This is a genomic window from Streptomyces sp. NBC_00258, assembly GCF_036182465.1.
In the GTDB taxonomy this organism is placed as follows: Bacteria; Actinomycetota; Actinomycetes; order Streptomycetales; family Streptomycetaceae; genus Streptomyces.
In genome coordinates, this window is record NZ_CP108081.1 from 2,564,339 (window position 1) to 2,577,359 (window position 13,021).

The 13,021-nt window shown below is 68.6% G+C and carries 7 protein-coding genes; 3 read left to right on the top strand and 4 right to left on the bottom strand.

Translation table 11 applies throughout. From position 1 onward, the window contains the following. Window positions 1–18: 18 nt before the first annotated feature. The gene (locus tag OG718_RS11770) at window positions 19–726 is read right to left on the bottom strand and encodes an FMN-binding protein (protein ID WP_143634565.1); all 708 of its coding nucleotides are present in this window, start codon (window positions 724–726) and stop codon (window positions 19–21) included. Between the two features lie 10 nt (window positions 727–736). Further along, entirely contained in the window at window positions 737–2,077 is a 1,341-nt protein-coding gene (locus tag OG718_RS11775) for a ferredoxin reductase family protein (RefSeq protein WP_143634563.1), read from the bottom strand. A gap of 153 nt (window positions 2,078–2,230) precedes the next feature. Here OG718_RS11775 and OG718_RS11780 point away from each other — a divergent pair, with 153 nt between their 5' ends. After that, window positions 2,231–2,929, top strand: coding sequence for a response regulator transcription factor (locus OG718_RS11780; protein WP_143634561.1), 699 nt, complete (start codon window positions 2,231–2,233; stop codon window positions 2,927–2,929). Beyond that, window positions 2,926–4,356, top strand: a complete 1,431-nt coding sequence (locus OG718_RS11785) for a sensor histidine kinase (protein WP_143634559.1) — start codon at window positions 2,926–2,928, stop codon at window positions 4,354–4,356. Before OG718_RS11780 ends, OG718_RS11785 begins: the two co-directional genes overlap by 4 nt. A gap of 85 nt (window positions 4,357–4,441) precedes the next feature. Here OG718_RS11785 and OG718_RS11790 read toward each other — a convergent pair whose 3' ends face one another. Together OG718_RS11790 and OG718_RS11795 are read right to left on the bottom strand one after the other, a co-directional pair. Next, window positions 4,442–5,866 (bottom strand): family 43 glycosylhydrolase, encoded by a 1,425-nt coding sequence (locus OG718_RS11790; RefSeq protein WP_398936488.1) that lies wholly within the window; start codon window positions 5,864–5,866, stop codon window positions 4,442–4,444. Between the two features lie 79 nt (window positions 5,867–5,945). Beyond that, entirely contained in the window at window positions 5,946–7,382 is a 1,437-nt protein-coding gene (locus OG718_RS11795) for a family 43 glycosylhydrolase (RefSeq protein WP_328847741.1), read from the bottom strand. 402 nt (window positions 7,383–7,784) lie between these two features. Between OG718_RS11795 and OG718_RS11800 the strand changes: the two genes are divergently transcribed. After that, the gene (locus OG718_RS11800; protein ID WP_328844092.1) at window positions 7,785–12,983 is read left to right on the top strand and encodes a family 43 glycosylhydrolase; all 5,199 of its coding nucleotides are present in this window, start codon (window positions 7,785–7,787) and stop codon (window positions 12,981–12,983) included. The last annotated feature ends 38 nt before the right edge of the window (window positions 12,984–13,021 follow it).

The window sequence follows — 13,021 nt, forward strand, 5'->3', positions numbered from 1 at the left end:
CAGCCGTTGACATCGCGATCAGCCCTTCGCGTCGATGGCGGCCTGGAGGGACTCGACGTACCCCTCGCTCGTGATCGTGGCGCCCGAGACCGCGTCGATGTCGGAACTCTGTGCCGACAGCGTCTCCGCTATCAGCTTCGGCACGGCGGCCTTCGTCTGCGGGTGGTTCGGCTGCTGCAGCATCCGCACCGCGCCGATCCCGTCGCCCTCGAAGGTCACCTCCACCTGCACGGTGCCCTTCTCCGTGTCGACGGCCGAACCCGCGACGACCTGGGAGGCGGCGGCCGAGGCGGACGGCGAGGCCGAGGAGGACGAGGAGGACGCCGGCTTCGCGTCGATGGCGGCCTGGAGGGACTCGACGTACCCCTCACTGGTGATCGTGGCGCCGGACACCGCGTCGATGTCGGCGCTCTGCGCCGTGAGCGTCTCCGCGATCAGCTTCGGGACCGCGGCCTTGGTCTGCGGGTGGTTCGGCTGCTGCAGCATCCGTACGGAGCTGATCTTGTCGCCCTCGAAGGTCACCTCGACCTGCACGGGACCCTTCTCGGTCTCGATGGTCGAACCGGCGACGACCTGGTTCGAGGTACCCCCCGAAGAGGACGTGGAAGGTGTCGAGGCGGGTTCGGCGACCTCCGTGGTGGACGACGTATCGGTCGAGGGCGCGTAGCGCCACACCGGGATCAGACCCGCGACGGTCAGGACCAGGACAGGAATGGCTCGTTTCACGGTGTCTCTCTCATCCCGCCAGGCTGAAGCGCTCGAAGTGGATCTGCTGCTTGGGCACGTTCAGCTCGCGCAGGCTGCCCAGCACCGCGTTCATCATCGGAGGCGGCCCGCACAGGAAGACGTCCCGTTCGCCGATGTCGGGGACGAGCCGCGCCAGCTCTCCGGGCGCCAGCTTGTCGGGGCTGACCGGCCCGGACACCAGGTGCAGCTCGGCGCCCTTGGCCAGGGCGAGCTCCCGCAGCTCGTCGTAGAGGACCGCGTCCCGGTCCGTGGACACCCGGTAGATGACCACGGCGTGCCCGTGCAGTTCTTCCAGCAGGGCCCGGATGGGGGTGACGCCCACGCCGCCGGCGATGAGCACGGCCTCCGACCGGGTGCGGTGCATCGCGGTGAAGGCGCCGTACGGGCCCTCGGCGAAGACGCGCGTGCCCACCTTCAGGTGCCGCAGGGCCGCGGTGCCGTCGCCCGCCGCCTTTGCGGTGAGCCGCAGTGTCCGGCCGTCAGGGGCCGCCGACAGCGAGAACGGGTTGGCCTGCCACCACCGGTCCTTGGTCAGGAACCGCCACAGGAAGAACTGGCCCGCGCGCGCCGGCAGCCGGTCCAGGTCGCGGCCTGTGATGTAGACCGAGACGACGCTGTCGGACTCGGGCACCACGGCCGAGACCCGCAGCTGGTGCCGCATGTTCCGCCACAGCGGCAGCACAAGACGGCCCAGGACGACCGCGCCGAGCGCCACACCCCACACGCCGTACCAGTACGCCGTCGCGAACGAGGAAGCGGTGAAGGTCGTGCCCACCGCGACCTGGTGCGTGAAGGCCAGCACCACCGCGACGTACGTGTAGAGGTGGATGAAGTGCCAGGTCTCGTAGGCCAGCCTTCGGCGGGCGTAGCGGGCCGAGACGCCACCGATCACGAGGATCAGCACCAGCGCGACGACGGCGCGCAGCACGCCCTCGACGGTCTCGGCGAGGTCCACCAGCTGGCTCACCGGGTCCATGCCGGAGGAGTCGGCGTAGCCGAAGGTGATGAACACGGCGTGGCCCAGCAGCGTCCACAGCAGGCCGAAGCCGACCCAGCGGTGCCAGGAGGTCAGCCGGTCCATGCCGATGCGACGGTCGAGCCACGGCAGGCGGGCGACCAGCAGCAGCTGGAAGGCCATCAGGAGCGCGGCGTACAGGCCGAGGAGCCGGCCCATGACGATGAGGGCGTTCGAGGCGAACCCGGCCTGGACGAAGAACACGGTCACCACGGCTACGTTCACGGCCAGCACGCCGTACAGGCCGGCGCGGGCCACCACCTTGGGGCGCACCGCCGCGGGAGGTGGTGAAACGGTCGTCTGGACAGTAGTCACGGGGTCGGCAACTCCTTGATCGGGTCCTGGGACTCCGAGCCTGCCTGGCGGGAGCTGTCGTTTTCCTGTCGCTCAACTTTCAAGTTTTTATCGATGTGGAGTCGAGGGGCCCGCGGCTATGGCGTCACAGGGCACGTGAAGCACTATGGGCACGTGGAAAAAGTACGACTTCTCGTCGTGGACGACGACCCGCCCATCGCCGACCTGGTCGCGACGGTCGCCCGCTACGAGGGCTGGGAGGCGGTCACCGCGAACTCCGGCGAGGAGGCGCTGCACCGGGCCGCCGAGTTCCATCCGGACATCGTGGTGCTCGACCTGATGCTGCCCGGGCTCGACGGTTTCGCCGTGCTGGACCGGCTGCGGCTGTCCGGGACGATGGTGCCCGTGGTGTTCCTGACCGCGCGGGACGGCGTGGCCGACCGGGTCGCGGGCCTGACCAGGGGCGGCGACGACTACCTCGTGAAGCCGTTCGCGGTGGAGGAACTCATGGCCCGGCTGCGCACCGTGCTGCGCCGGAGCGCGGGACCGGCCTTCCAGCGCTCGGTGCTGAGTGTCGCGGACCTGACGATGGACGAGGACACCCGCGAGGTGCGCCGCGGCGACCGGCTGCTGACGCTCACCCCGACCGAGTACGAGGTGCTCCGCTATCTGATGCGGAAGTCGCCGACCGTGCTGACCAAGGCGCAGATCCTCGACCACGTCTGGGAGTACGGCTTCGGCGGCCGGTCGAACGTGGTGGAGCTGGTCATCAGCCGGCTGCGCCGCAAGCTCGACGGCACGGACGAGGGCGAGACCACCCTGATCCACACCGTGCGCGGCGTCGGGTACGTGGTGCGGCAGGTCGCCGAGTGATCCGGCGCTTCACGGAGACCTACCGCAGGCTGCGCCTCGGCACCCGGCTGGCCCTGGGCATGGGCGTGCTCTCGCTGGTCGTGTTCGCCGTCGTCGGGGCATCGCTGTCGATGTACATGCGGGGCTATCTGGAACGCCAGCTCAACGACCAGATGAAGCTCGTCCAGATCACCCAGTCCAAGGACGTCACGGCGTACGGCACCGTGCAGGGCAAGCCGTACTACGGCTGGTACACCGCCTCGTACGAGGTCTCGGCCGACTCGGCCGTCCTGCGCAAGCCGGCGGACGTACCGGCGGACTCCGACGAGCTCGCCACCGTCGCCGAGGCGCTCCAGGCCTCGGGCCACGACCCGCTCTTCCGCACCGCGCACATCAAGGGGAAGGGAACGTACCGGCTGCGTGCCTGCGAGGCCGAACCCGGGGTGGTGCTGGTCACCGCGGCACCCATGGACGACATCGAGGACACCATGGACCAGCTGGCCACGGTCCAGGTCGTCGCCTTCGCCCTCGCGCTGGTCGGGCTCGTGGTGTTCGGCCGCGCGGTGCTTCGGCGGGGCCTGAAGCCGCTCAGCGACATGGCGCACACGGCCCGCGGCATCACCTCGCACGACTTCACCGACTCGGCGCGGCTTCCGGTGCGGGCCGACCGCGGGAACGGCGGCCCGGAGGTCGAGGAGCTGCGGACCGCCTTCAACACCATGCTGGAGCACATCGACGACTCGCTGGCCGTCCGCACGGAGGCCGAGCAGCGGCTGCGCCGCTTCGTCGCGGACGCCTCGCACGAACTCCGTACGCCTCTGATGTCGGTACGCGGCTACGCGGACCTCTTCCAGTACGCGGCGGCCAACGAGCCCGAGGAGCGGGAGAAGCACCTGGCCCGGCTGCGTGCCGAGGCGGCCAGGATGGGCGTGCTCCTGGACGACCTGCTGCTGCTCGCCCGGCTGGACGCCGCCGAAGTGGAGGCGCCGGTCCGGCTGGAGGACGCGGATCTGGCGGAGCTGGTGCGCCAGGCCGCGGAGGCTTTCCGCGCGGCCCGCCCGGACCATCCGCTGGCCGTGACGGCCGGTCCCGGTCCGGTGCGGCTGCGCCTGGACGCCCTGCGCATCCGTCAGGTCCTGGACAACCTCCTCACCAACGCCGCCGTGCACACCCCGGCCGGTACGGAGGTGTCCGTGGAGGTGTCCGTCGTGTCCGGCGCGGCGGTCGTCCGGGTCACCGACTCCGGTCCCGGCATTCCGACCGCCGACCAGGAGCACGTCTTCGACCGCTTCTTCCGCGTCGACAAGGCCCGCAGCCGCGACCGGGGCGGCAGCGGCCTCGGCCTGGCGGTCGCCCGCTCCCTGGTCCAGGCCCACGGCGGCACCATCGCCCTGACGAGCCGCCCGGGCGAGACGACGTTCACGATGAGGCTTCCTCTGGCCCCGTAAGGGGCGCCCCGTCAGGGGCGCGGGGAACTGCGCGACCAGCCACAGTCGGCCCGCACCCCGGCACCCCCGCGGGGCAAGCCACCTCCTACTCGGCGTAGAACGTGGCATCCGCCTTGGCCGTCGTCGTGTCGGCCGGCTGCGTCACGAGCAGATAGTTGTAGTGCCGGATGTAACTGCCCGCGACGTTGTACGACTCGAACGAAACGCCCGCCGACGCGTCCGCCAGCCCCGCCCGCCGGTAGAAGCTCGCGTCGCTCTTGAAGGCCGTACTCCCGTCACTCTTGTCCACCCACACCTCACCGTTGCTCCGGTGGCGAAGGTAGTACCCCGGGAAGTTCGCGGACTCCAGCGAGACGGTCCCGGTACCGGCGAGCCCGGTCACGACACGGAACTGCGAGTCCGCGAGGTTGGTGACGTTCGGCTCGATCTTCGCCCGGTACTCCCAGTGCCGGATGAACCGGTCGGGGAAGTTGTACGAGGAGAAGCGGACCGGGGTGACACCGTCGGCCACCGGGATGCCGAGGTTGGGCGTGCCGTCGGCGTTCCAGTACAGCTTCTGGTACCGGGTACGGCGGTTGGGGTCGTTGAGCGGGTCGCCGCTGATGTCCTTGTAGTTGCGGTCGTGGTAGACGAGGATGTCGGACTTTCCGTCCTCGGACGTGGTGAAGGTGTTGTGGCCGGGGCCGTACTGGCCGGTCGCGTCGTTGCTCTTGAAGACCGGGGTCTGGGTCTTCGTCCAGGAGGCCGGGTTCATCAGGTCGGCGGTGCTGTTGGCGGTCAGCAGGCCGAGGCAGTAGTTGGCGTCGGTGGCGCTGGCGGAGAAGGTCATGAAGACCTTGCCGTTCCGCTGGATGACGGCCGGTCCTTCGTTGACGCGGTGGCCGACGGTCTCCCAGGAGAGTGTCGGGGTGGAGATGCGCGCCGGGGTGCCGCTGATGGTCCAGGGGTTGGACATCGGGGCGAGGTAGATGCTGGTCCCGGTGCCGACCGCCGGGTCGTTCTGCGCCCAGCTCAGATAGCGGGTGCCGCCGACGGTGAAGGTCGTCGCGTCGAGCGAGAAGGTGTCCAGCGGCAGGGCGATGCGGCCCTTCTCGGTCCAGGTCCCGGTCAGTGGGTTGGCGGCGCTGGTCTCCAGGACGTACGGCCGGATCTTCCAGATGTCGTTGGTGGCACCGGCGGCGAAGTAGACGTACCACTTGCCGTCGATGAAGTGGATCTCCGGCGCCCAGATGTGCGCGCCCATGTCACCGCTGGCGTGCTTCGTCCAGATCGTCGTCTCGGCGGCGGTGGACAGGCCCTGGAGCGTGGTGGCCCGGCGCATCACGATCCTGTCGTACGCGGGCACGGTGGCGGTGAAGTAGTAGTAGCCGTCGGTGTGTTTGAAGATGTGCGGGTCGGCGCGCTGTTCGGCGACGGGGTTGGTGAAGGTGACGGCGGGCGAGGCGGGGGCGGCGGCCTCGGCGATGCCGGAGGTCAGGGCGGCCAGGGTGACGAGCAGCGCCGTGACCACCCTTGCGATCGTGCGTCTCACTGAGTTCCTCTCGATCACGTCGAATGCGTGTCGGTCGCGGTCGAACCGGACGCGCCGGTCACGTCGTGGGCTTGAACTGCCACTGCTGGCAGGTGTTGTCGAGCCAGGTCCACTGGCGCACGTCGACGCCGTCGCCCGTACCGCAGCTGGCGACGTCGGCGACCTTGCCGGTGCTCTCGTTGACGATCCGTACGTAGTCACCGGTGGCGGTGTGCACGAGGCGGTACTTCTGGCAGTTGTTGTTCAGCCAGGACCACTGGGCGATGTCCGTACCGTCGGCGGCGGCACAGCCGGCGGTGTCCATGACCTTGCCGGTGGCCACGTTCACCAGTCGGCTGGTGTCGTTGCCCTGGTCCTCGATCCGCCATTTCTGGTTGGCGCCGCCGGTGCAGGTCCACTGGAAGATGTTGGCGCCGTCCGCGGTGCTGCCGCCGTCGACGTCCAGGCACTTGCCGCTGTTGCGGTTCACCAGCGTGTACGCCGTCGGGGTCGCCGCGGTCTCGCCGGACGGGCCGGGCCGGGTGGTGCCGAGGGCGACCGGGGTGCCGAAGTTCGGCGTGCCGTCCGCGTTCCAGGTGAACTTCTGGGCGCGGGTGGTCCGGCCGTTGCCGCAGCCGCCGTTCGCGGTGTTGTTGCCGTGGTAGACGATCCAGTTCTCGGTGCCGTCGGGCGACGTGAAGAAGCCGTTGTGGCCGGGTCCGTAGACACCCGCCGCGTCGTTGCGCTGGAAGACCGGAGTCTGTTTCTTGGTCCAGGCGGACGCCAACAGCGGGTTGGTGCCGGTCAGTTCGAGCTGGCCGAGCTTGTAGTCCGCGGTCTGGCAGTGGCTGGCGGAGAAGGTGAGGAAGGTGCGGCCGTCGTGGTACAGCGGCTCGGGCCCCTCGTTGACGGCGCCGCCCGAGGTCTCCCAGCTCAGCGTGGGGCTGGAGATGACGCTGAAGGTGGAGCTGCTCAGCGTGTACGGGTTGCTCATCGGCGCGATGACAAGGCTCTGCGTACTGCCGTTGATGAAGCCGCTGCCCAGCAGGTACAGATTCCCGTTGTGCTTCAGGACGCTGGCGTCGATGAGCCAGCCGCCGGGGGTGAGGTTGGAGCCCGTGAGCTGGTTCTTGAAGGTGTACGGGCCCATCGGATCGGTGCCCGCGCTCTCCAGGACGTAGGTGCGCTGGGAGTCGCAGCAGGCGACGCCGCTCTGCCCCGCGGAGTAGTACAGGTACCAGTGCCCGTCGACGAAGTGCAGTTCGGGGGCCCAGAAGTTGGTGTTCCGGGTGGAGGTCGTGTCACTCCACACCTGGACGCTGGGGGCCGCGGACAGACCGGCCAGGGTCGGCGACTTCCGCATGGTCAGCACACCCGTGAACGACGTGGTGACCAGGTAGTAGTTGCCGTTGTAGTGCTCCAGCCAGGGGTCTGCGCCCTTCTGCGCCTTGACGGGGTTCGTGTACGGCCGCCCCTCCGCGGCCGTGGCCGGCTGCGTGGCGACCGAGGCGAGCATCACGAGCAGCGCTGCCACGAGGGTGCACCAGTGACGGGCACGGAACACGGCGGATCCCCTTCCGATGAGCACATCGTTCGCTACGTTCGAAATCCCGTACAGTGTGCGTAACTTCGACCAGAAGATAGGTACGCACGGGGTACGCGTCAACGCTTCTGACGCGTTTGGTTCCGGTCGGCTTTCCGTGACGTAAAGCCACGAACGTCACGCGGGCCTACGCGTGTTACGCGAAGCCCCCAGCCGTTCGACCTGCCGGACATTGTTCGGAACCTCTTGACGCCCCCGTTCGCACCGCTTCACACTCTCGCAACGCGACGTCACACACGCGAAACGGCACGAGCCCGCTGCTGAGACCTCGCGGTCCTTTCCTTCCGGCATGTCTCAGCAGAGGAAGTTGAAGCGATGTATCTCGCGAGACCCCGTAGCCGTACGAGACGTTGGGCAGGAGGGTTCGCGGGACTCACCGCGGCCTCCCTGCTCCTCGGACTCGCCGGGCCCGTCGCCCCCGCCCACGCGGCTGAGAGCGCGGACATCACCGACGGCCTGGCCCTCTGGTACAAGCTGGACGCCGCCTCCGGGACCACGGTGGCCGACGCCTCCGGCAACGGCCGGACCGGCACGGTGAACGGCGCCGCCACCTGGTCCGACGCCGGCGAGGGGCTCTCGTTCAACGGCTCCGACACCTACGTCAAGGTGCCGGACAACATCATGAGCGGCATGAACTCGATCTCCGTCTCGATGGACGTGAAGGTCGACTCAGCGCAGAACACCCCGTACTTCGTCTACGGCTTCGGCAACACGAGCGGCTCCGCCGGCAACGGCTATCTGTTCACCACCGGCAGTACCTTCCGGACCTCCATCGCCTCCGGCAACTGGTCGACGGAACAGACCACCCAGCCCACTCCGGCGCGCGCCATGACCCGTGCCGTGTGGAAGCAGGTCACGTACACCCAGACCGGCAACACCGGTGTCCTGTACGAGGACGGCGTCGAGGTGGCCCGCAACACGGCGGTCACCATCACTCCGGGCTCCATCGGCTCCGGCACCACGACCGCCAATTACATCGGCAAATCGGTGTACCCGGGTGACAAGCTCTTCAAGGGCAGCATCCGCGACTTCCGGGTCTACGACCGGGCGTTGGCCGGCTCGGAGGTCGAGCAGCTCTCCCTCCCCGTCGCCACCCGGGGCGTCGCCGACGACAAGGCCGCTCTGACCCTCGGCGACACGAGCGCCGTCGTCGCGGACCTGACCCTGCCGGGCACCGGCACGGCCGGCGGCTCCTCGATCAGCTGGGACAGTGACACCCCCTCGGTGGTGTCGGACTCCGGTGCCGTCACCCGCCCCGCCGCCGGCGAACCCGACGGCCACGCCACGCTCACGGCGACCCTGAAGAAGGGGTCGGTGACCGACACCAAGTCGTTCGACGTCACGGTCCCAGCCGCGTTCGACGACGACACGGCAACCGAGCGGGCCGCCGAGGCGCTGAAGGTCGACAACCTCGACGACGTGCGCGGCAACATCACCCTGCCGGCGACCGGTTCGTACGGCACGAAGGTCGCCTGGGCCTCGGCGAAGCCGGACGTGGTCTCCGCCGACGGCGTCGTCCACCGTCCGGCGCACGGCGACGGCGGCACGACCGTCGAGCTGACCGCGACCGTCACGAAGGGCGACGCGCGGGCGACCCGGCTCCTCACCGCGAAGGTGCCCGAACTCCCCGCCGAGGCGCCCCTCAAGGGCTATATGTTCAGCTACTTCACCGGCGAGGGCACCTCGGACGGCGAGCAGCTCTACGCGGCCCTCAGCAAGGGCGACGACCCGTTGAAATGGCGGGAGTTGAACGAGGGCAAGCCCGTGCTGACCTCCACGCTCGGCGAGAAGGGCCTGCGCGACCCGTTCATCATCCGCTCCCCCGAGGGCGACAAGTTCTACCAGATAGCCACCGACCTGCGGATCTACGGCAACGGCAACTGGGACGCATCCCAGCGCACCGGCAGCAAGTCGATCATGGTCTGGGAGTCCACCGACCTGGTCCACTGGACCGATCAGCGACTGGTCAAGGTCTCGCCCGACTCGGCAGGCAACACCTGGGCGCCCGAGGCGTTCTACGACGAGAAGCTCGGCTCGTACGTCGTCTTCTGGGCGTCGAAGCTGTACGACAACCCCGAGCACTCGGGCGACACGTACAACCGCATGATGTACGCGACCACCCGTGACTTCCGCACCTTCAGCGAGCCCAAGGTGTGGATCGACCGCGGCTACTCGGTCATCGACTCGACGATGATCAAGCAGGGCGACACCTACTACCGGCTGTCGAAGGACGAGCGGAACAACTCCTCGTCGACCCCCAACAGCAAGTTCATCTTCCAGGAGAAGAGCGACTCGATCCTCGACGAGTCCTGGGACTTCGTGGCCGAGGGCATCGGCAAGGGCGCGATGAGCGCCGCCGAGGGACCGCTGGTGTTCAAGTCCAACACCGAGGAGAAGTGGTACGCGTTCCTCGACGAGTTCGGCGGCCGCGGCTACATCCCCTTCGAGACGACGAACCTCGCCTCCGGCAACTGGACCCCGTCCACGGGATATGAGCTTCCGTCAGAACCCCGCCACGGGACGGTACTTCCGGTCACGCAGGCCGAGTACGACCGGCTGCTGAAGGCGTACCAGCCGGACCAGATCGTCGAGTCGGTCGAGGACGTCAAGGTGACGACCGGCATCGGTGACGCCCCGGTCCTGCCGGGCACGGTCATCGCCGAGTACGCGGACGGCGTCAAGCGGCCCGTCTCCGTCACCTGGGACGACGTCCCCGCCTCGGCGTACGCGCAGGCCGGCACCTTCACGGTGAAGGGCAGCCTGCCCGACGGCGCCGCGCTCAGGGTCGAGGCCGAGGTCACTGTCTCGGCGGAGGGCCCCGAGGTGCCCGCCGACCTGGTCCTGCACTACGGCTTCGACGAGACGGGCGGCAGCATCGCCCGTGACTCCAGCGGCCACGGCTACCACGGCACCTACGTCCGTACGCCGGACTTCGGGACCGGCGTGGACGGCGGCTCGTTCAAGATGTCCGGCGGTTCCAGCAGTTCCACCACCTCGCCGTACGTCAGGATCCCGAACGGCGTACTGAAGGGCGCCGACAGCGTCACCGTCTCCACGTACGCCAAGTGGAAGGGCGGGGACAACTTCCAGTGGCTCTTCGGTCTGGGACCGGACAGCGACAAGTACCTCTTCGCCACCCCGTCCAACGGCGGCGGCAAGCTCTTCTCCGCGATCACCAAGGCCACTTGGTCGGGCGAGAAGCAGATGACCGGCGGCTCGCAGCTCACCCCCGGCAAGTGGCAGCACGTCACCGTGACGGTGAACAGCGCGACCGAGACGGCGATCCTCTACGTGGACGGCGTCGAAGCCGCCCGGGCGACCGGCGTCACCATCAAGCCGTCCGAGCTGTACGACGCGTCGAAGGGCTACTCCGGCTACATCGGCAGGTCCATGTACTCCCCCGACCCGTACTTCGGCGGCGAGGTCGACGACTTCCGGATCTACAACCGGGCGCTGTCGCCCACCGAGGTCCTGGAGCTGAGCGGGAACACCACGGGGATCGCCACGGCGTCACACCCCGCGCTCAAGGTCGACGCGATCATCGACGACGCGGACAGCAAGGTCACCCTCCCGCTGGCCGAGGGCAGTGATGTCACCGCCCTGGCACCGGAGTTCGGCCTCGCCCACGGCGCGACCATCAGTCCCGCCTCGGGCTCGCTGCACGACTTCACCGAGCCGGTGAAGTACGAGGTGACCGGCTCGGACGGCAAGAAGCGCACCTGGACGGTCAGGGCGCTGGAGATGAAGAGCCCGGTGCTGCCGGGCCTCAACGCCGACCCGAACATCACGAGGTTCGGCGACACCTTCTACATCTACCCGACCACCGACGGCTTCCCCGGCTGGAGCGGCACACAGTTCAAGGCGTACTCCTCCAAGGACCTGGTCCACTGGAAGGACCACGGCGTCATCCTCGACCTGGGGCCGGACGTCAGCTGGGCCGACAGCAGGGCCTGGGCGCCGGCGATCGAGGAGCGGAACGGCAAGTACTACTTCTACTTCTGCGCCGACGCGAACATCGGTGTCGCGGTGTCCGACTCGCCCACGGGCCCGTTCAAGGACGCGCTGGGCAAGCCGCTGCTGAAGGCGGGCCAGTACCCGGGCCAGATGATCGACCCGGCGGTGTTCACCGACGACGACGGCACGCCGTATCTGTACTGGGGCAACGGCAGGGCGTACGCCGTCCCGCTGAACGACGACATGGTCTCCTTCGACGCGTCGAAGGTCACCGACATGACTCCCAGCGGCTACAACGAGGGCACCTTCGTCATCAAGCGCAAGGGCACCTACTACTTCATGTGGTCGGAGAACGACACCCGGGACGAGAACTACCGCGTCGCCTACGCGACCGGCTCCTCGCCCACTGGTCCCTGGACCAAGCGGGGCGTGATCCTGGAGAAGGACCTGTCCCTGGGCATCAAGGGCCCCGGCCACCACTCGGTGGTCAAGGTGCCGAACACCGACGACTGGTACATCGCCTACCACCGATTCGCCATCCCCGGCGGTGACGGCACGAACCGCGAAACCACCATCGACAAGCTGGAGTTCGACGCCGACGGGCTGATCGAGAAGGTCGTCCCGACGCTGTCGAGCATCGACCCGGTGACCATCGTCCGGGCGGGTCCTGACGCGATGGGCACCGAAGGGAGCGCGATCCCGGTCACCGGCACGATCTCCGGCGCGGGCAAGCCACGGTGGACGGTCGAGGACGGAGCACCCTGCACCTTCGCCGACCCCGAGGCCGTCCTCACCTCGGTCACCTGCGCCGACGACGGCACGTACGAGGTGACACTGACCGGAGGCCGAAGCAGCGACACGCTCACCGTGACCGTGGACAACGCGGCGCCAGTGATCACGTCGGCGACGGGGCCCGCCTCGGCGGTGTCCGTCGGCAAGAGCGCGGCTGTCAAGGCCCTGTTCACCGACCTGGGGTCCGACGACACCCAGACGTGCAAGGTCGACTGGAAGGACGGCACCGAGCCGTCCACGGGCACCGTCACGAGCGCGGGCTGCTCGGCCACACACACGTACAAGAAGGCGGGCATCCACCGTCCGGTGATCACCGTCACCGACGACGACGGCGGCAAGGACAGCACCCAGCTGCCCGAACTGGTCGTCTACGACCGCGGGGCCGGTCCGATCGCCGGCGTCGGAGTCATTGCCTCCCCGGCGGGCGCGTACCCGGCGAAGCCCTCGCTGACCGGTCTTGCGGGCTTCTCCTTCGGTGCCGCGTACAAGAAGGCGAAGGACACGGTGCCCAGCGGCAACGCGACCTTCGACTACGCGGCCGGCAAGGTGAAGTTCCGTTCCACCGGCTCGGACTGGCTCGTCGTCACCCGCTCCGAAGCCCAGTACCAGGGCTCGGGCACGGTCAACGGCACCGCCGGATACACCTTCCGCATCACCATCACCGACTCCCCCGACACGTACCGCATCAGGATCTGGAAGAAGTCCACCGGCGATGTCGTCTACGACAACCGCACGGGCACGAAGGCGTACGGCATCGTGTTCGGCTAGGTCTGACGCACCACCGAGAGAGCGGCGCCCGGGCTCGT

Excerpts from the sequence above, each read along its gene's own strand:
- OG718_RS11800 (WP_328844092.1), top strand. The coding sequence starts at position 7,785 with ATGTATCTCGCGAGACCCCGTAGCCGTACGAGACGTTGGGCAGGAGGG.
- OG718_RS11795 (WP_328847741.1), bottom strand. The coding sequence starts at position 7,382 with ATGCTCGCCTCGGTCGCCACGCAGCCGGCCACGGCCGCGGAGGGGCGG.